This is a genomic window from Rhizobium sp. BK538 (assembly GCF_014197575.1).
Classification (GTDB): domain Bacteria; phylum Pseudomonadota; class Alphaproteobacteria; order Rhizobiales; family Rhizobiaceae; genus Rhizobium.
Map to the genome: position 1 here is coordinate 79656 of NZ_JACIFT010000012.1, position 19963 is coordinate 99618.

The following is a 19963-nucleotide window of genomic DNA, read 5'->3' on the forward strand; positions in this document are numbered from 1 at the left end:
AACTGAGCAAGTTGCAGGCAAGTTTTATGAAAATTTAGGCACTTGCGGAACACATATGGAACATATAGTGTCTGTTCTGGCTTTGTTTCACGACTCTGGGGTTCAACTTCGATGCTGACGCGCAAGCAACAGGAGCTTCTTCTCTTCATTCACGAGCGGATGAAGGAATCCGGTGTCCCTCCGTCTTTCGACGAAATGAAGGACGCCTTGGATCTCGCGTCCAAGTCAGGCATCCACCGGCTGATTACTGCGCTCGAAGAACGGGGCTTCATTCGCCGACTGCCTAATCGGGCCCGCGCATTGGAGGTCATCAAGCTGCCGGAGGCATATAATCCGAGCCTCCAGCCCCGCCGCGGCTTTTCGCCGAGCGTTATCGAAGGCAGCCTCGGCAAGCCGCAGCCGGTTGCGCCGCCGAAGCCGGCTGCGCATGCCGACAACGACAGCTCGGCCTCCGTACCGGTTATGGGGCGGATTGCTGCCGGCGTGCCGATTTCGGCAATCCAGAACAATACCCACGACATTACAGTTCCGGCCGACATGCTTGGCCCGGGCGAGCACTATGCGCTTGAGGTGAAGGGCGACTCGATGATCGAAGCCGGCATCTTCGACGGCGACACAGTGATCATCCGCAACGCCAGCACGGCAAATGCCGGCGACATCGTCGTCGCACTCGTCGATGACGAGGAAGCGACCCTCAAGCGTTTCCGCCGCAAGGGCGCCTCCATTGCGCTTGAGGCCGCGAACCCGGCTTATGAAACGCGCATTTTCGGACCCGACCGCGTCAAGGTTCAGGGCAAGCTGGTCGGCCTCATTCGCCGTTATCACTAACGACAGGCAGCTCGTCGTCAAACGTACCGCTTCGACAGTTGTATGCCCGATGCCGCATCCAGGGGCGATCATGCGTGGTATACGAGGTCGTCACGATGGGTGCCCTGGTCGTCTATCCGTATCTCAGCGGTGCCCGAGCGGCGCAAGGTTTCGCCGGTGAATAGCAGTGCGCCCGACCGGCATTCCGTCAGACGAGACGATATCGGCGGTGTCGCACGCAGCGCCGAAGTACACAGGGTTTTCGACGATTGTCAGGACGTAGCCGCTATCATGCGTGGCGGTGCACCAGGCGCCTTTCAGGCATACGAAGCGATTCGTAGCGCCCATCGCAGCCTGACGCAACGCATTGCGAGCATTACGCAGTTCCGCTGCCGAGAAGAGACGTTGAGCTTCACCTTTATTATCCCGCAGCCGAACAGGGCCGACGCCGTCCAATGATCGCGGTGGAGCACCCTTCGCCATTGATCGAAGATGAAGTCAGTCGGATGGAGTCGATTTTTGGTGCAAGGACTTGCCCTTTGACAATCGCGACAAGGCTGCCGTCCTCGGCAATGACAATGTCCCGGGCGACTGCGTCTGCGAGAGCGAGAGCGAGATGATGTAGCGCGCCAGCGGCCACGGCCATCGCCTTCCCGACGCTCGACGCGGCCCGTAATCGTCGTAGCTACAGGTGAATCCAATATGACGGTCGCCCTGCTCTGCGTTTCGAACTGGGCGAAAAGCATTCCCAGAACACCCAATACCCCTGCCTGCGCAAGATTTCGGGCGGCCTTGGCCTGCCGCCAGCGCAATCAGGGCCGACGCGACAATCCATGCTCCCAGGCGGATTGCTGGCGGATCACTTGCGAACTCAAACCAGAGGACGGCGCCAGTCCCGAGGAAGACCGGAGAAAACAGGACAAAGCGCCCATGTTCCATCTCCGTTGCCACAGCGCGTTGAAACCACGATGAGCAGCCGAGAGTCGCGGTCGTACCCCGCGTTGGCCAGGAAACGAGTGACGGCGTGCGGAAGGCGCGGAGGCTTGGGAGTAGATTGAGGCCGGAGAAAATAAGGCTCTGCCGCACGGGCAGGCGCACCCGCGCCCGGAGCGGCCTTTCTCACCTCAAATGGCTTCAACCGCGGCATGCATCTGCGCCCAAAAACAGCCGCCCTTGCAACCACAATGCAAGCTCTCGAGGCTTGAAGCAACAATAATCGATTGAAATCTGAAGGAAAATCGGAAATCAGAAAAGCCAAGGATTATCATTAGCTTCTGCTATGCGCAGGGTACATCGCAGCAGTGCCCAAAAGTTGATACTGCGATGCACAAAATGGCACCACGGTAACTTGGCATTAGGCGCGCGATCATATAGCTATCGTCGACGACGCTTAACCCTATGGCGCTTTTATGGCGCCAACCGCCAGTTTGGAGGATCAGAATGACGGAACAAAGCGCAACACTGAAAATCGGTGATAAATCAGTCGATCTCGCCATCAAGAGCGGCACGATTGGCCCTGATGTCATCGATATCGGCGCCCTGTACAAGAACACGGCTTCCTTCACGTACGATCCTGGTTTCACCTCGACCGCATCCTGTGAATCGAAAATCACGTATATCGATGGTGATGCCGGCGTATTGCTTCATCGCGGTTATCCGATCGAGCAACTTGCCGAGCACGGTGACTTCCTCGAGGTCTGCTACCTGCTTCTCTACGGAGAACTGCCGACCGCTGCCCAGAAGAAGGATTTCGACTATCGCGTCACGCATCACACGATGGTGCATGAGCAGATGAGCCGGTTCTTCACGGGCTTCCGCCGCGACGCGCATCCGATGGCCGTCATGTGCGGCTGCGTCGGCGCGTTGTCGGCCTTCTACCATGATTCCACCGACATCACCGATCCGCATCAGCGCATGGTCGCAAGCCTGCGGATGATCGCCAAGATGCCGACGCTCGCTGCCATGGCCTACAAGTATCACATCGGCCAGCCCTTCGTTTACCCGAAGAACGATCTCGACTACGCCTCGAACTTCCTGCGCATGTGCTTCGCAGTTCCCTGCGAGGAATATGTGGTCAATCCGGTTCTGGCCCGCGCCATGGACCGCATCTTCATCCTGCACGCCGATCATGAGCAGAACGCGTCGACCTCGACCGTTCGCCTCGCCGGCTCGTCGGGCGCAAACCCGTTTGCCTGCATCGCGGCCGGCATAGCATGCCTGTGGGGCCCGGCTCACGGCGGCGCCAATGAAGCAGCGCTGAACATGCTGACCGAGATCGGCACCGTTGACCGTATTCCGGAATACATTGCCCGTGCCAAGGACAAGAACGATCCGTTCCGTCTAATGGGCTTCGGTCACCGCGTCTACAAGAACTACGATCCGCGCGCCAAGATCATGCAGAAGACGACGCATGAGGTTCTCGGCGAACTCGGCGTCAAGGACGATCCGTTGCTCGAAGTCGCGATGGAACTCGAGCGTATCGCACTGACCGATGAATACTTCATCGAGAAGAAGCTCTATCCGAACATCGACTTCTACTCCGGCATCACGCTGAAGGCTCTGGGCTTCCCCACGACTATGTTCACCGTGCTGTTTGCTCTCGCTCGCACGGTCGGCTGGATTGCCCAGTGGAACGAGATGATCGAAGATCCAGAACAGCGTATCGGTCGCCCGCGCCAGCTCTACATCGGCGAGCCGCAGCGTGATTACCTGCCGGTCTCCAAGCGCTAAACCGCGATAGCAGTCTGCAAAAAGCCCGGTCAGAAATGGCCGGGCTTTTTCTTTTGAAGGACGTCGAGAACGATCTCTGCTGCGTGTTCTCCGGGCGGCTTTTCGGTCTGCATCCTCTGCCAGAGAACGTCGAACCCCTCCATCATCGCCCGTCGCGGCAAGGTGTCTGCCGCAAGCTTCTCCATCCAGCGTGCAAAGCTGCCGCCTCTGACCACGTCATTGATATATTCGGGTACAATAGCGTAGTCGGCGATCAGGTTCGGAAGAGCCGCGCTCCACGTTTTGATCTTGCTGGTCATGAGCTTGATGATCCAGTCCGTCTTGTAGGCCGAAATGCAGGGAACACCGGTCAGTGCCAGCTCGAGCACGACAGTCCCGGACGCGGCCATGGCCGCATCCGCTTCAGCGAATGCCTGCCACTTCGCCTCCGCGCCCGTCACGATCTCGGGCTTGGTCGTCCAATCCTTGACGAGATCACGGATCATGGATTCGCGTCGCGGCATGGTCGGCAAAACGAAGCGCACATCTCCGTTGCGGGCCACCAGCTCGCTCACGGCATCGCCAAAATGCGGCAGCAGCTTCATGATCTCGGACGAGCGCGAACCCGGCAGCAACATCACCGTCTTGCGGTCGGTTTCGTTTCGAGGTTTCGTCTGCTCGCGCTGGCGTCGCGCGCCCAGCAGGTTCGGATCGGCTGTCAAACGGTGACCGACGTACGTCGTTGGCGGACCGCCCAACTTGCGCATCACTTCCGGCTCAAAGGGCAAGACCGCCAGCACCTGGTCGACATAGGCGAGCATGCGCTGCGCGCGGTATTCTTTCCACGCCCATACGCTTGGACAAACATAATTGACAACCGGCAGGTCGGGCAGCGCCGTTCGCACGCGCTTTGCGACCCTGTGCGTGAAGTCGGGACTATCGACTATAATAAGCACATCAGGCTTTGCGGCGATGATCGTCGTCGCAGTCTCACCAATACGCCGAACCAGCCGTGGCAGTTTCGATAGAACCTGCGTGATGCCCATGACCTGCAGTTCGGAGAAATCGAAAAGCGAGCGCAGGCCCTGCGCCTCCAGCCCCTCGCCACCGACGCCGATCAGTTCCACACTGCCAGGAAACTGTCGTTTCAAGGCGGCGATCAGGTCCGCGCCCAGGAGGTCGCCAGAAACCTCTCCAACAATAATGGCAACTTTCAGTGAAGCCTCGCTCACACTAGCCCCCAGGATGGCAATCCCCTATCCAGTCCGCACACGAAGATACCGGCCTCATCCGCAGCCTTTATGACAGCGTCACGCTCCAGGATCAGCGAGCGACCCGCCTCAATCGCCACGCCGGCCAATCCCGCCTGGCGCAGGTTCTCGATCGTCGAAATACCGATCGACGGCAGGTCCGCGCGGATATCCTGCTGAGGCTTGCAGAGTTTCACGAGCACTCCGCGCCGGCGCGCGGAAATCCGTCCGGCCGACCGCAGGTTCGCGACACGCTCTAGCATGCTGTCTGTGCCTTCCACTCCCTCGAGCGCAACGATACGGCCACCGACTGAAACCGACCCCTGGCCAACGTCCAGCCTACCGAGAGCATCCGCCGCTTCTGCTGCTCGTACTATGTCCTTGGTGTCGTCGGCGCTTGGCTGCACTGCGCTCAATGGACCGACGCAGGCAAGCAGATCCGGTGCGATCTCGTGCGCGCCGACAACCCGGCGCCCATTCTCTTCGATCAGGGCGATGACCATGCGCAGCACCGTATCGTCGCCGCCAGCGAGCAGCGTGCGGATTGTCGACGGCAATTTCGCGAGGGTCTTCAGTGTCGGCCGAACTTCGCGCCACTCCGGGCGCCGGCGTACACCACCAGACATGACAACGCGATCTATGCGGTTGCTTTCAAAGATCCGGTTGAGAGCGGCGAAATCGCCGACGCCAATGACGGCGTGGTCAAAGCCTTCCCAAGAACGGTCGGCCTCGTCCTTCAGAGCGATGATGAAGGGGTTCTCGCCTGCTCGCCGCGCCGCAGTGGCGACATGAGACGGTAGAAGGCCGCTGCCTGCGATGATTGCCAAGCGGCCTTTTGCCATGTCACCAGCGAGAGCCAAGCATCACCCTTTCTGTCCCCTGGTCGGAGAGGAAAGAGCGCGATCGCTTTCCGCGGCGATAAAGTCGAGAATCTGAATGACCTGTTCGCAATCGGCGTACTCATCCCGGATCGCGGCGGCGTTGTCACGGATCGAACCGTCGCCTTCAAAGATCGCCTTGTAGGCGCGCCGCACGGCATGAATCGTCGCCCGGTCAACACCAGCGCGGGTCATGCCAACGACGTTCAGGCCGCTCAGAAGACCGGGATTGCCATTGAGCATGCCATAGGGAATGACATCATAACTGACAGCCGAGAGCCCACCGACAAAGGCCTGCCGGCCAACGCGCGTGAACTGATGCACGGCACAGCCGCCACCCAGAATGACACGATCCTCGATCGTGACGTGGCCCGCGAGCATCACATTGTTGGACATGATGACATTGTTTCCGACCCGGCAATCATGGGCGATATGGGAGTTCGCCAGGAAGAGATTGTTATTGCCGACAATCGTCTGGCCACCGAAATCGGCAGTTCCCGTGTTTACCGTCACTCCTTCGCGGAACGTGCAGTTGTCGCCGATCGTCAAGGTCGTCTCTTCGCCGCCATGATGAACGCTCTGAGGATCTCCACCGATAACGGCCATCGGGAAAATGCGGCAGCCCTTACCGATCGTCGTCTTGCCGGATACCACCGCATGCGCCAGCAGTTCCACATTATCGCCCAGCGCGACCTTCGACCCGACGTGGCAAAAAGGGCCGATCTTGACGTTCTCGCCGACGACGGCGCCGTCTTCGACGACCGCCATGGCGTGAATGCTGGCGCTGGCTGCTATGGTGCTCATGCTTGATCCTTGCGAACGATCATCGCCCCGATGTCAGCTTCGGCGACGAGCGCTCCATCAACCTTAGCATCGCAATGGAACTTCCAGATATTACCGCGCTGCTTCTGTTTCTTCACGTGATATTCGACACGATCGCCGGGAACGACCGGCTTGCGGAAACGCGCATTGTCGATCGTCATGAAGTAGACCAGATTCCCGGTTTCGTCTTGCTTCTTGGCGCAGATCGCTCCAGCCGTCTGCGCCATGCCTTCGATGAGCAGTACACCCGGCATGATTGGCGATTCGGGAAAGTGACCGGTGAAATGCGGTTCGTTTGCGGTCACGTTCTTGATGCCTACCGCGGATTCGTCGCCGTCAATATTGATGATCCGGTCCACTAGCAGGAACGGATAACGATGTGGCAGCAGCTTCATGATCTCAATGATATCTGCCGAAGAGAGCGAAGTCTTGGCTTCCTCAGTCATTCTTTTCTCCCGTTTTCTTACTGCCCGCTGATCGCGCCAAAATCGCTGCCGTCTCTCGCAGAAAATCGTGGATCGGACGCGCGGGCACACCACCGTAACGTTCCCCGGCAGGTATATCTCCGATCACGCCGCTTTTCGCGGCGATCTGCACTCCGTCACCGATTTTGATATGTCCATTCAGTCCGGCCTGACCGCCGATCTGCACGCCATCGCCAAGCACCGTGCTGCCGGCAATACCGACCTGGGAAACGATGGCGCAATGGCGTCCAATGCGGACGTTGTGGCCGATCTGTACCTGGTTGTCGATCTTCGTGCCTTCGCCGACGACCGTATCATCCATCGTCCCGCGATCGATCGACGTGTTGGCGCCGATCTCGACATGATCCTGAATGATGACCCGACCGATCTGCACGATCTTGATCATCCCGCGCGGACCTGGAGCATAACCGAAGCCATCCTGGCCAATCCGCGCACCGTTGTGAATGATAACACCGTTACCGACGAGTGCGCACAGCACGCTTGCGCCAGCCGCGATCGTACAATTACGGCCGATCTTGACGTTCGGTCCGATGACGGCGCCCGCTCCGATGTGTGTGCCCTCGCCGATTTCGGCATGCGCGCCGATGACCGCGAATGGCTCGACCGAAACCTTGCCCTCGAGCCGGGCCGTCGGATCAACGATCGCACGATCGGAGATACCGGAGGCTTCCGACAACAGTGCTCCAGGCCGCAGCGCGTTCGGATAGAGATAGCCCCCCGCCATGGCAAAAGCAGCATGAGCATTCTTCGAAATCAGAACAGGCAGATGATCGGGCACCAGTGATCTCAGACCGGTGCTGCAAAGCACGGCAGACGCCGCACACGTCGCGAGCTCGCCCTTGCTCTTCTTCGACATGATGTAACAGAGATCCCCCGCCTTCGCCCGGCTAACAGGCGAAACGGAACGGATCAGCACATCTGCAGTTTTGAGATCAGCAAGCTCTGCCCCAAGATATTGCGCCAACTCCGAGAGTTTCACGCCATCATGGGGCAGAAAAAAATCATTATGCTCCATCGGCAAATCTCCAGAACGGAATTCGGTTTTACGGTTCCGGACTGCCGATATCAGAATTGGTTGTTTATGCCAAACTTGAAGTGTTGAGTCTTGTCGAAGTCTTCCTTGAGAACCGGAATAGCGTAGTCGACGCGCAGCGTACCGAATGGCGACGCCCACATAAGACCGACACCGACAGAAGCCCGGAGCGATGCATCAACGCCGTTCACACTATCACCACGCGGATCGACATCATTGCCAAACAGCGTACCTGCATCGGCGAACACGGCGCCGCGCAAGCCGAAGTCACGCGGGAACGCAGGGAGTGGGAAGGTCGCTTCAGCCGACACCGTAAAATAGGTCGTCCCACCGAGCGGGTCGTCGTTTGCGCCGGCAATGCGTGGGCCGATGCCCTTGTTCTCGAAGCCGCGAATATCGCCGTTGGTCAGCGTGAACTGGTCAAAGACGTTCAAGTTGTCGCCAAAACCGACGACATAACCCGCCGAACCCGTAACCGAACCGATGATATCGGCATCATCCGCAAGCAGGTGGTAATACCGTGCCTTACCGTAGATCTTATAGAACTCCGAGTCACCGCCCAAGCCAGCAATTTCCTGCGTGGCGCTTGCATATATGCCTTCGCGAGGCAGCGTCATGTCGTCAAGTGTGTTGTAGGTCAGCGTCTGCGAAACGGACGACTTCACCCACGGACTGTCCTCGACGAGATGCTGGTATGGCGCCGACAGATTGCTCAGCGAGCCCGAAGGATCGTACTTCATCTGCTTGTAGTTATAGCGGAACGTTGTTGCCAGATCTTCCGTGATCGGCGCCGTTGCACGCAGTACACCGCTGTTTTCCTCGTAGTCGTAGTTGTCGTTGCTCGACGTCTCACTATGGTTAAGATCGAAACCGACAGCCAAACGATAGCCCAGGAAGTAGGGCTCCGTGAAGTTCAAGCCATAGGTCTGGGAGCCTTCTTGACCGCCACCGGCGCTAACCTTGATGTACTGACCGCGACCCAGGAAGTTCTTTTCCTCGACAGATGCTTCGAGCAGCAGACCGTCGCCGCCGGCAGCATAGCCTGCGCCGATACCGAACGAGCCAGTCGCCTGATCCTGCACGTCAACGACAACAACAACGCGATCCGGCGAGCTGCCAGGCTGCGTGGAGATATTGACCGACGAGAAATAACCGAGAGCTTCGAGGCGGCGCTTGGCCCTCGTAATCATCTGCTGATTGAAGGCGTCGCCTTCGCTCATGTCAAACTCACGACGGATGACAAAGTCACGCGTACGGCTGTTACCACGGATTTCGATGCGCTCGACATAGGCGCGCTCACCCTGGTCAACCAGGTATTCGACGCCAATCGTGTTGTTGCCCAGATCGCGGTTGCCGCGCGGCGTGACGCGCGCAAAAGGATAGCCGGCGGACGCGACCTGATCGGAGATCGCTTCCATGGACTTCTGAACTTCCTTGGCGCTGTAGACCTGCCCTTCGTGCGTGCGGACGAGCCCCTGAAGCTGCGTCGAATCAATACCGGGAACAGTCGACTGCACGGTCACGGCACCAAAATCATAGCGCGGGCCTTCTTCGATGTTGAAGGTCAGCGTGTACTTGTTCGTTGTCTCGTCGAACGCCGCATCCGATGAGATGATGCGGAAGTCGGCATAGCCGCGATTGTAGTAGAACTGCCGCAGCGCCTCTTCGTCTGCACGGAGCTTGTCTTCGCTATAAACGTCCTTGCGGGTCAGGAACGACAGGAAGTTCGAGCGCTTCGTGTTGATGACCGAGGAGAGACGGCCGGAGCTGTAGGCATTGTTGCCAACGAAATTAATAGCGGCAATCTTGGTGCGATCACCTTCGTCGATGACGAAAGCCAGATTTACGCGTCCCTCACCGAGGGGCACGACTTGCGTGGTCACCTGAACCTCACTGCGCCCGGTTGCAGCGTACGCATCCTTGATCGCCTGAATGTCCGACTGGATCTGCGCGTCGTTAAAAGGTCCGGCCGCGCGCGTCTTCACGACAGCAGCAAGCTTGTCGTCCTTGATCTTGCGGTTGCCGTTGAAGACGACCTGGTTGACGAGCTGCGCCTCCTGGACGGAAACAACCAGCGTGCTGCCCGAGACGGAAATCTTGACGTCCGAGAAATAGCCGGTGTCGTAGAGTTGCTTCACCGAGTCATCGATATCGGTGTTGGAGAAGCTCTGGCCAGGCTGAATTGTCAGGTTGGAGCGCACTGCTTCGGCGCCGACACGGCTTGCGCCGCGCACATCAATGCGCTGAATGACTGCAGCTTCTGCCGTCGTTGCCGAGACGAAAAACGTTGCACCTGCCCCCGAAGCAACAATACCTGCAGACAGCGCAACCGCCGATACTGCGTTCAAAAATCTTGAACCAGCCTTCATTTCACCCATTACCTTTTTTCTCGTCCCCGGCTCCAGGCGTCCCCCGATTCCGGCCACGTGTGTCGTTTTACCCGCTTTTGACATACAAGCAAGGGAGCAAGTTAATTTCTGTTTACTTCATTTCTAAGCGTGACGCATTCGCCACTACAGCTTTGAAACATCGTAAATAAACGGTAATTTTCCCTCGTCCAGCAATCAGCCAATCAAAGCACTTATATCGTTCCAGGTGGCAAAAACCATCAAGCTCAAAACCATCGCCAAGCCAATGCGGAACGCAATGTCCTGAGCAGACGAACCCAACGGCTTTCCCCTCACCGCTTCAATCGCATAGAACATCAAATGGCCACCATCAAGTACCGGAACCGGCATCAGGTTCAGTAATCCGATGGAAACCGACAAGACAGCAGCGAGTTGCAGCAAAGCTGCAACGCCCAACGTCGCCATCTGGCCGGAAGCCTGCGCGACGCGGATCGGTCCGCCGAGCTGATCTGGCTTCATATAACCGGAGACCAGATTACCGATATACTTGAAGGTGCCGGTTACGATGTGCCAGGTCTGGATCGTGCCTTCCTTGACCGCCTCCAGCGGCGAATAGGTCTGCACCCTGAAGTGACCGACGTCCTGGTTCGTAACGATGCCGATAAGGCCGATCTCGATCTTGTTGCCGAACTGATCGGTCATATCCGTCCGGGCCGGCACCATCGGCACATCCAGTTTCTCGCCGTTGCGCTCAATCGTCACGACGATCCGCTGCTCTGGTCGAATACTGACGTAGCGCCGGACGTCATCGAAAGTCTCGACCTTCGTGCCATCGATGGCGATCAGCAGATCGCCTGGGACCACGCCTGCTTCGGCTGCAACGCTGCCGGGCTTGAGTTCTGCAACAACAGGATCGGCGACCGATCGACCGTAGATCGAGAAAAGAACCGCAAAAATCGCAATCGCGAGGATGAAATTGGCGATCGGGCCGGCGGCAACGGTCGCGGCGCGCTTCCACAGCTTCGCGCCGGCGAATGAACGCGCACGATCTTCTTCCGACATCGCCGCGAGCTTGTCATCATCGGGCTTGCTCGATACATCCTCGTCGCCGAAAAAGCGGACATAGCCGCCAAGCGGTATCAGCGAAAGCTTCCAGCGTGTTCCATGCTTGTCGGTGAAGCCGAGCAATTCCGGACCGAAGCCGATCGAGAACGCCAATACGCGAATGCTACTCCAGCGCCCAACCAGATAGTGCCCCATCTCGTGCACGAAAACGAGCAACGACAAGACGAGGATGAAGGGCACCATATAGCCCGTCAGGAACGCCAATATACCGGTCAAGCCAAGCATCTGATCTTTCCGCCAGCCTTTGCAGACATTATACGCCGAACAGGGCTGCACCGAGCGACGTTATTTCGCCGCCCTTTATCAGCGAAAAAAGCCCAGCTAGCAAGAACGCCGCAAAGCAGGCAAAAATGAGCCCGTCGACACGGTCCATGACGCCGCCATGGCCGGGGATCAGATGGCTCGAGTCCTTGACGCCGAAGCGGCGCTTGATGAAGGATTCGAAGAGATCGCCGGCCTGGCTGCAGACCGACAGGATGAACGCGATCGGCGCCACCAGCACGACGCTTTGCGGAAATGCAAAATAGGCAACGAGGCTGCCGGCAATCACCGCGGAGACGGCGCCGCCAATGGCGCCGGACCATGTCTTTCCCGGAGAAATCTTCGGCGCCAGTTTCGGGCCGCCGATTGCGCGACCGACAAAATAGGCAAGAATGTCGGTCGACCACACGACGGCAAATACGAAGAGCATCGCAACGAGCCCGACGCTGTCGGCACCGCGAATGCTCGAAAGCGCAATTCCGGTAAGACCGGCGTACACGATCCCCGTGGGAAACCAGCGCGACACGCCTGACGTAAACACGAAGCCGACAGCAATCAGGAAGAAAAGCGCCAAGAGTAGCAGGGAATAGCCCAAGGTACCGACAACGACGGCCACCGCGATCGCCGCCTGGCCTACCCAACCGATTACATTGGCGACCGGCCGTTCCGTGGCAAGCTTCGTAATGGTCGACCATTCATAGTAGATCAACAGCCCGATCAATGCCGACAGCAGCCTCAAGGCCACTCCGCCGTACCATGTGGCGAGCAGAACAATGGCGGCGAGAATTGCTCCGGAGACAATGCGTAGCTTCAGCTCCTGCTGCATCAGGTGCCCACTGCCGCAGCCGACTTTGCCACCAATCCACCGAAGCGGCGGTCGCGCGACGCAAAAGTCTCCAACGCCGAGTAGAAAATCTCCCGGCTGAAATCCGGCCAATACTCAGGAACGAAAATGAACTCCGAGTAAGCGGCCTGCCAGAGTAGGAAGTTGGAGAGGCGCTCCTCTCCGCTAGTCCGGATGATCAGATCGGGATCTGGGATACCTGCAGTGTCAAGCCGCGCGTTGATAAGTGCGGGAGAAATGTCCTGCGCCCTGAGTCGTCCTGCCTCGACATCACGTGCCAGACTTGCCATTGCACGGGCGATCTCGTCACGCGAACCATAATTGAAGGCGATAACGAGGGTCAGCGCGGTGTTCGACTTCGTCGTCTCTTCCGCGTCCACAAGAAGATCGAGGATATCGCTCTTGAGGCTGTGTCGGTCGCCAATCACTTTCACGCGCACGTTCTGGCGATGGAGTTCCGCCAAGTCGCGTCGAATGAAAGCCTTCAACAATCCGAGGAGATCGGAGACCTCCGTTTCCGGGCGGCGCCAGTTTTCCGAAGAAAAGGCGAAGAGAGTGAGGTATTTGATCCCCACATCGCCCGCGGCGCGCACTGCCTCGCGCACGGCGTCAACGCCCTTTCGATGCCCCATCGTCCGCGGAAGTCCGCGCTGCTTTGCCCATCGGCCGTTGCCATCCATGATGATGGCAACGTGTTCTGGCACAGTCAAAAATGTTCGCTCCGACATTTCCCGTCCGGTTCTTGCAGCCAAGGCGTAGCCGCAGCACGCCTCAAACCTGCATGATTTCCTTTTCCTTGTCGCCAAGCAAGCGGTCGACCTCAGAAATCGTCTCGTCGGTCATCTTCTGCACACGATCTGATTGCGCCCGGCTTTCGTCCTGGCCAATCACACCATCCTTTTCGGCTTTCTTAAGGCCGTCCATGCCGTCGCGGCGCACATGGCGAATCGCAACCTTGCTCTTCTCGGCATAGTCGTGAGCGACCTTCACCAGCGATTTGCGACGTTCCTCATTGAGCTCCGGCAGTGGAATGCGCAAGTTCTGGCCGTCGATGATCGGATTGAGGCCGAGGTTAGATTCGCGGATGGCGCGGTCCGTCGCGTTGACCATCGATTTGTCCCAGACCGAAACCGACAGCATACGCGGCTCCGGCACGGTAATGTTGGCAACCTGGTTCAGCGGCACACGCGAACCATAGGCCTCGACCATGACCGGGTCGAGAATGTTGGCCGAGGCGCGGCCGGTCCGCAGCGACGCGATATCGTGCTTGAACGCGGAAATCGCGCCATCCATGCGGCGCTTGAGTTCCTTGATGTCGATGCCTTCACTCATTTCATTGCTCCCGTCTTGGTAGAAGCTGCGGCAAACCTGCCGCCCACTCAATCAGTTATCAGAGACGACGGTCTTGAGGCCACCGCCCTTGAGGATTTCAGCAAAACCACCCTTCTCGTGGATCGAGAAGACGATGATCGGAATGGAATTCTCCCGCGCGAGGGCCACTGCCGCGACGTCCATGACGGCCAGTCCCTTGTCGAGGACTTCCTTGTGCGTCAGATGGTCGAAGCGGATCGCTTCGGGATCCTTTTTCGGATCAGCCGAATAAATACCATCGACCTGCGTTCCCTTAAAGATCGCCTCCGCTCCCATTTCCGCGGCGCGCAGTGCGGCTGCCGAGTCCGTCGTGAAGAACGGGTTGCCTGTACCGCCTGCGAAGATCACGACACGGCCAAGCGACAGGTGGTAGAGCGTTGCGCGCTGCGAAAAGCTCTCGCAGATCTCCGGCATGGCGATGGCGGAGAGTACGACCGTATCGATGTTCAACTTGCGCAGCGACGTTGCCAGCGCCAGCGCGTTGATCACAGTCGCGAGCATGCCCATGTGGTCGCCAGTGACCCGATCGCCGCCCTTAGAAGCCACCGCAACACCGCGGAAGATGTTGCCGCCGCCGACGACGACGCCGACTTCCACACCCATCTGCCGCGCTTCGGCTATGTCAGCCGCAATGCGGTCTGCGACCGCTACATCAATTCCAAATCCCTGGCTGCCCATGAGGGCTTCGCCGGAAGCCTTGAGTAGAACGCGTTTGTAGACAGGCTCTGACGACATCGTGGCTCCTCGTATATTACCGCTGTGTGCCGGATACACGAAGGGCATCGCGTTGTCACGCGATGCCCTTCGGTTTTCACATGTATAGGTCGATCAGCCCTTGGCGACCGCAGCAACTTCAGCGGCGAAGTCACTTTCTTCCTTCTCGACGCCCTCGCCGAGGAGAAGACGTGCCATGCCAACGACTTCGATCTTAGCGCCGGCTTCCTTTTCAGCTTCCTTGACCGCAGCGCCAACCGTCAGGTCGGGGTTGATCACGAAGGCCTGCGAGAGCAGAGCGACTTCTTCGAAGAACTTGCGCATGCGGCCTTCGACCATCTTTTCGATGATGGCTTCCGGCTTGCCGGACTCGCGAGCCTGCTCGATGAAGACGTTGCGTTCGCGCTCGGCAACGGCAGCGTCAACTTCTTCCGCGCGGATGGCGAGCGGGTTGGTCGCAGCAATGTGCATGGCGACCTGGCGGCCGATCGAGGTCAGGACGGCCTTGTCGCCTTCCGACTTCAGGGCAACGAGAACGCCGAGCTTGCCGATGCCGTCGCCGGCAGCATTGTGGATGTAGGTCGCCACGACGCCGTGCTCGACTTCGAGCTTGGCAGCGCGACGGAGCGTCATGTTTTCGCCGATGGTTGCGATCGCGTCCTTGATGGTGTCGGCGACCGGCTTGCCGGATGCCGGGTAGGTCGCAGCCGCGACAGCTTCAACCGCACCGTCTGTGGACAGAGCAACGTTGGCAATGCCGCGGACGAGATCCTGGAAGGCGTCGTTACGGGCAACGAAGTCGGTTTCCGAGTTGAGCTCGACGACAACTGCCTTGTGGCCGGCGCCGGCAATGGCGATCAGGCCTTCAGCGGCGGCGCGGCCAGCCTTCTTGTCAGCCTTGGAGATGCCTTTGGCGCGCAGCCAGTCGATCGACGCTTCGATGTCGCCGTTGTTTTCAAGCAGCGCCTTCTTGCAGTCCATCATGCCTGCGCCGGACTTTTCACGAAGTTCCTTCACCAGTGCAGCCGTAATCTCGGTCATAAGCTTCCTCTTGTCGGTTCAAACGGTGGCCCGCGAAAGGCGGTGCGGCACCGGATTGAGGCACGAAATGTACCTGTATGTATGACAGCATGATGAATAACGCGTCATAACGAAACTCAAATGGCGAAAGGCAGATCGCCCTCGCCTGAAACGGTCAAGGCCGCCGAACTTCCGAGAGTCGCGAGCGGCCTTTCCCAATCTCTGGAAAGCACGGCGGACCCATTCAGTCCGCCTGCTTCTTCTATCAGGCTTCGGCTTCGCCTTCGAGTGCCGGCTCAACCGGAGCTTCGATCGATGCACCGAGGTCGCGGCCCGACGAGCTCTGCTGGCGAGCGATACCGTCGATGGCAGCGCGCGCGATCAGGTCGCAGTAGAGAGCGATGGCGCGCGAAGCGTCGTCGTTGCCCGGGATCGGATAGTCGATCAGGTCCGGGTCGCAGTTCGAGTCGATGATTGCGACAACCGGGATGCCGAGGCGCTTGGCTTCGTCGATCGCGATCTTTTCCTTGTTGGTGTCGATGATGAACATCAGGTCCGGCGTGCCGCCCATGTCCTTGATCCCACCGAGAGCCTTGTCGAGCTTTTCGCGCTCGCGCTCGAGGGTCAGGCGTTCCTTCTTGGAGTAGCCGGACTGCTCGGAGCTAAGGATTTCGTCGAGCTTGCGCAGGCGCTGGATCGAGTTGGAGATCGTCTTCCAGTTGGTCATCATGCCGCCGAGCCAACGCGAGTTGACGTAGTACTGAGCGGAACGCTTGGCCGAGTCAGCGATGAGCTCAGAAGCCTGGCGCTTGGTGCCGACGAAGAGAACGCGGCCACCACGAGCAACGGTGTCGGAGACAACCTGCAGGGCGCGCGACAGCATCGGAACGGTCTGAGCGAGGTCGATGATGTGGATGTTGTTGCGATCGCCGAAAATGTACGGCTTCATCTTCGGGTTCCAGCGGTGCGTCTGGTGGCCGAAGTGGACGCCTGCCTCGAGGAGCTGGCGCATAGAGAAATCGGGCAATGCCATGCCTTGTTATCCTTTTCCGGTTGAACCTCCGCAAGGCTAACAGCATCCTCTTTGAGAATGCCACCGGGCGGAACCATCCGGATTTCTCCCGGACAATCCCATGCCTTACGTGTGGAATGCGGGTGCCCTTACCCCCCCTTCCGCGGAAAATCAAGGCTTCCTACGAAAAAAGCGATAAAGGACGTCGCGGGGGATCGTTCGTATGGGCGTGTCGTCACGACGCTCCGTCAATCGGAGGCACATGGCCAGCTTGTCGGCGCGGAAAGGCCGGTCGGCAGTTTCGTCTTCGCATCGCCGCAAGCGAGATCGACCTGCGCTTGTTCAAGGCCGGTTGCGGCGGACAGATCAAGCCCTTCGATTCGCGTCAAAAACATGAAGGCACGATCGAAGGCGATCGGCCCGTCAAAAGTGGCGCCGCTGAGGTCCGCACGCGAAAGATTGGCGAGCGAAAACCTAGCGCCAGTCAGCACCGCCTTGCTGAAACTCGCACGACCGAGCTCGGCTTTCTCGAAATTCGCGCCGCTGAGCTTTGCGCCGTTGAAATTGGCGCGCTGCAGTTCCGCGCCGGCGAACGACGCCCCCTCCGCGAAAACATTCTCGAAGCCGGACCGATAGGCCTCGATCTTCGCGAAGTTCGCGTTGCCTGCCTGCGCCCCCGTGAACCAGGCGCGCACCAGCGTCGCCTTTTCTAGATTCGCGGAGGTCAGGTTCGTGCCGCTGAGATTGGTCAGACTGAAATCGGCGTCAGCCAGGTTGGCACCCTGAAAGTCGCTCCCCTGCAGCATCACATTCTTCTTGCTGCACCCGCTCCAATCGATGCCTGCCACCGGCGTGCTGCTGCAATTCGACGCCAATGCGGGAGCGCTCGCGAGCAACGTCAGCGCGATCAGTCCGGTTGAGATGCCGGAGAGTCCACCACTCAGTACATCATGCCGTATCGCCAAGATCCTCACTCCAATCCGACTCTTACGCCCAAATCAGCGCCCTTTCGGATTCCTAGCATAGAGAGGGTTTACTTAGACATACCGACAATCGTCGCGGCGAGCGTCCACGACGATTATTTGCACGCAGCCGATTTGCTATCGAGCAGTTCGAGCTTCGCAAGCCTGCCGCTTAGAACAAAATCGCCATAGTCCATCGTTAAATCACGCGTAATACCGTTTTCGTAGAGCTTGAATGACATCCGGTAGACGGGCAAAGCGTCCGTCTTTGTGTTCTCATTGAAATACGAGATCGTGACCGGCCAGAAGGCAGCCTTCGCAAAGGCACCGGCATTGCCTGCGTCGGCCTCATCGGCCGCAGGCGCAACCTGTTTGCCGACGACAGTCGTCGTGACCAGCGCCTTATCCCCATCATCCGAGCCGTCGAAGACACGCGCCTCGAACAGGCGCTTGCCAGCCTTGGCGTTCCGGATCACGTCTAACATATGTTCCGTCGGGAACCGGCTTGCCGCAAGCTGCAACTCCTTGCTGGTCGGCTGGGTCAAGGCAACCTTTACGCCTTCAGCCTGGTCCTGCGCGGCACCGTTGACCTCTTTATCAAGCTGGTCGTCGGTGAAGGATTTGGTGTCGAAGGTGAACCTGCGGTCCTTGACGTTCTCGAAGGTCTTCGTCTGCTGGTCGCTGACGCGGACGGCATCGCCCGTATCGATCTGCGTCACGAAGCGGAAGTTGGTGGTGAAGCCCGTGCAGTAGTTGCCGTCGAACTCGTAAACCATGCGGCCCGACATGCCTGAAATGCCGGAGCGTTCGGAGGCATCCTTCAATTCCAGATCATAGACCGCCCGATGAGCGACAAGACCGGTCGCAATCGCGGCACTCGTTGCTGGCGCGGCCGCATAGACGGTCGTCGAAGCGCTCGCCAGAAGAAGTGCGGCAAGACTGGATCGGAACATTGACAATCTCCTGTTGGACTCGCCTGCAATGTTATAAGAACGCTTTCGGCCAAATCGAGGCTCGAAAATGTCACAATCTAGATTCCAAGCCTTGATGCATAATTTTAGAACTATTGACAATAAAAGCGGAGAGGAAAATGTCCGATCAAATCGCTGCGCGCCTGAAAGAAATGGGGATATCCCTGCCTGAGGCTGCGGCACCGGCCGCAAACTACGTTCCCTACGTTATCAGCGGAAACCTCCTCTACATATCCGGCCAGCTGCCGCTCGAAAGCGGCAAGATCGCCGTCTCCGGACATCTCGGCAAGAATGTCGACGTTGCGACTGGCCAACGTGCCGCGGAACTCTGTGCCATCAACATCCTTTCCCAAGCGCGCGCTGCTCTCGGCGGCGATCTCGGTCGCATCAAGCGCGTCGTCAAGCTCAACGGTTTCGTCGCCTCCACGCCTGACTTCGTCGAACAGCACCTCGTGATCAATGGCGCCTCCAACCTGATTGCAGGCATCCTCGGTGAGGCCGGCAAGCATGCCCGCGCCGCCGTCGGCATGGCCGCCCTGCCGATGAACGCCGCTGTCGAAATCGATGCGATCGTGGAAATTGCCCAATGATCTCAGCTGCATGGCTCAAGCAACAGCCGGTCGCCCATCGCGGCTATCACGACCTCAACAAGGCCGTGTGGGAAAATACGCTCTCTGCCTTTTCGCGCGCGATCGAAGCAGGCTTCGCGATCGAGTGCGATCTGCACTATGCCTCCGACGGTGTCCCGATCGTCTTCCACGACGAGGATCTGGAGCGCCTTTGCAAGCTCAAGGGAGATGTGCGCGAGCGTACGTCCAGGGAACTCGGCCTCATCTCCGTCGGCGGGACAGCCGACAAGATCCCGACGCTGCGGCAGCTGCTCGATCTCGTAAAGGGCCAGGTACCTCTGGTCATCGAACTGAAAGGCCGTGAGGCCGATGACGAAGGATTTGCGGAAGCGGTGCTGGAGGTGCTGGAAGGCTACGAGGGCAAGGTCGCCCTGATGAGCTTTGACCACTGGCTGCTTCGGGATCTGAAGGCCCTCAATGCGCCCTATCCGCTTGGCCTGACAGCAGGAGGTAGCAAACCGGAAGAGTTCGAAGTGCATGAAAAGGCCATGGAACTCGGCCTCGACTTCATTTCCTATTTCTTCGCCGATCTGCCGAACCCGTTCATCACGGCGCAGCGCGAAAAGGGCATCGTGGTCATCACCTGGACCGTGCGTGACGAAAAGGGTCGCAAGCACACGTTCGAGAATGCCGACCAGATGACATTCGAGGGATTCGATCCGCGCGTTTCGGTTTGACGCTCGCTTTTTGGACAAGATCATGCGCAGACTGATGGTGAGCCC

General features: G+C 58.7%; 19 protein-coding genes. 4 read left to right on the forward strand and 15 right to left on the reverse strand.

All coding sequences use genetic code 11. The features are described 5' to 3' along the window. Nucleotides 1–111 precede the first annotated feature (111 nt). Together lexA and gltA are read left to right on the forward strand one after the other, a co-directional pair. A complete protein-coding gene (gene lexA / locus FHX09_RS16380; protein WP_007790400.1) occupies nt 112–828 on the forward strand; it encodes a transcriptional repressor LexA in 717 nt (238 codons plus the stop codon). A 1419-nt stretch (nt 829–2247) separates the two neighbouring features. Further along, complete coding sequence (gene gltA / locus FHX09_RS16385) at nt 2248–3537, forward strand: citrate synthase (RefSeq protein ID WP_132590932.1); 1290 nt, start codon at nt 2248–2250, stop codon at nt 3535–3537. A 29-nt stretch (nt 3538–3566) separates the two neighbouring features. On the opposite strand, the gene lpxB is transcribed toward gltA, so the two are convergent. The 15 genes from lpxB to FHX09_RS16460 form a co-directional block, all read right to left on the reverse strand. Continuing rightward, the gene (gene lpxB / locus FHX09_RS16390; protein WP_007790394.1) at nt 3567–4748 is read right to left on the reverse strand and encodes a lipid-A-disaccharide synthase; all 1182 of its coding nucleotides are present in this window, start codon (nt 4746–4748) and stop codon (nt 3567–3569) included. Beyond that, complete coding sequence (locus FHX09_RS16395) at nt 4745–5626, reverse strand: LpxI family protein (protein WP_165933118.1); 882 nt, start codon at nt 5624–5626, stop codon at nt 4745–4747. The genes lpxB and FHX09_RS16395 overlap by 4 nt, the downstream gene beginning before the upstream one ends. 3 nt (nt 5627–5629) lie before the next feature. Then, on the reverse strand, nt 5630–6448 hold the full coding sequence (gene lpxA / locus FHX09_RS16400; protein WP_132590928.1) for an acyl-ACP--UDP-N-acetylglucosamine O-acyltransferase: 819 nt from the start codon (nt 6446–6448) through the stop codon (nt 5630–5632). Then, nucleotides 6445–6912, reverse strand: a complete 468-nt coding sequence (gene fabZ, locus FHX09_RS16405) for a 3-hydroxyacyl-ACP dehydratase FabZ (RefSeq protein ID WP_132590926.1) — start codon at nt 6910–6912, stop codon at nt 6445–6447. The genes lpxA and fabZ overlap by 4 nt, the downstream gene beginning before the upstream one ends. Then, nucleotides 6905–7966, reverse strand: a complete 1062-nt coding sequence (gene lpxD / locus FHX09_RS16410) for a UDP-3-O-(3-hydroxymyristoyl)glucosamine N-acyltransferase (protein ID WP_132590924.1) — start codon at nt 7964–7966, stop codon at nt 6905–6907. Before lpxD ends, fabZ begins: the two co-directional genes overlap by 8 nt. Before the next feature lie 50 nt (nt 7967–8016). After that, complete coding sequence (gene bamA, locus FHX09_RS16415) at nt 8017–10353, reverse strand: outer membrane protein assembly factor BamA (RefSeq protein WP_132591010.1); 2337 nt, start codon at nt 10351–10353, stop codon at nt 8017–8019. Nucleotides 10354–10548: 195 nt separating this feature from the next. Next, a complete protein-coding gene (gene rseP, locus FHX09_RS16420) occupies nt 10549–11682 on the reverse strand; it encodes an RIP metalloprotease RseP (RefSeq protein WP_132590922.1) in 1134 nt (377 codons plus the stop codon). Nucleotides 11683–11710: 28 nt separating this feature from the next. Next, nucleotides 11711–12544 (reverse strand): phosphatidate cytidylyltransferase, encoded by an 834-nt coding sequence (locus FHX09_RS16425; protein ID WP_184450382.1) that lies wholly within the window; start codon nt 12542–12544, stop codon nt 11711–11713. Further along, the gene (locus tag FHX09_RS16430; RefSeq protein WP_132590918.1) at nt 12544–13290 is read right to left on the reverse strand and encodes an isoprenyl transferase; all 747 of its coding nucleotides are present in this window, start codon (nt 13288–13290) and stop codon (nt 12544–12546) included. The genes FHX09_RS16425 and FHX09_RS16430 overlap by 1 nt, the downstream gene beginning before the upstream one ends. Nucleotides 13291–13333: 43 nt before the next feature. After that, complete coding sequence (gene frr, locus FHX09_RS16435; RefSeq protein WP_007790369.1) at nt 13334–13894, reverse strand: ribosome recycling factor; 561 nt, start codon at nt 13892–13894, stop codon at nt 13334–13336. A 51-nt stretch (nt 13895–13945) separates the two neighbouring features. Beyond that, the gene (pyrH, locus tag FHX09_RS16440; protein WP_007790366.1) at nt 13946–14668 is read right to left on the reverse strand and encodes a UMP kinase; all 723 of its coding nucleotides are present in this window, start codon (nt 14666–14668) and stop codon (nt 13946–13948) included. A 93-nt stretch (nt 14669–14761) separates the two neighbouring features. Then, the gene (tsf, locus tag FHX09_RS16445) at nt 14762–15688 is read right to left on the reverse strand and encodes a translation elongation factor Ts (protein WP_132590916.1); all 927 of its coding nucleotides are present in this window, start codon (nt 15686–15688) and stop codon (nt 14762–14764) included. Nucleotides 15689–15932: 244 nt separating this feature from the next. After that, the gene (gene rpsB / locus FHX09_RS16450; protein ID WP_007790363.1) at nt 15933–16700 is read right to left on the reverse strand and encodes a 30S ribosomal protein S2; all 768 of its coding nucleotides are present in this window, start codon (nt 16698–16700) and stop codon (nt 15933–15935) included. A 227-nt stretch (nt 16701–16927) separates the two neighbouring features. After that, entirely contained in the window at nt 16928–17644 is a 717-nt protein-coding gene (locus tag FHX09_RS16455; RefSeq protein WP_184450384.1) for a pentapeptide repeat-containing protein, read from the reverse strand. Nucleotides 17645–17757: 113 nt separating this feature from the next. Continuing rightward, nucleotides 17758–18594, reverse strand: coding sequence for a cell envelope integrity EipB family protein (locus tag FHX09_RS16460; RefSeq protein WP_184450386.1), 837 nt, complete (start codon nt 18592–18594; stop codon nt 17758–17760). A gap of 137 nt (nt 18595–18731) precedes the next feature. Between FHX09_RS16460 and FHX09_RS16465 the strand changes: the two genes are divergently transcribed. Further along, entirely contained in the window at nt 18732–19202 is a 471-nt protein-coding gene (locus FHX09_RS16465) for a RidA family protein (RefSeq protein ID WP_007790353.1), read from the forward strand. Next, complete coding sequence (locus tag FHX09_RS16470; protein ID WP_132590912.1) at nt 19199–19918, forward strand: glycerophosphodiester phosphodiesterase; 720 nt, start codon at nt 19199–19201, stop codon at nt 19916–19918. Before FHX09_RS16465 ends, FHX09_RS16470 begins: the two co-directional genes overlap by 4 nt. Nucleotides 19919–19963: the final 45 nt, after the last annotated feature.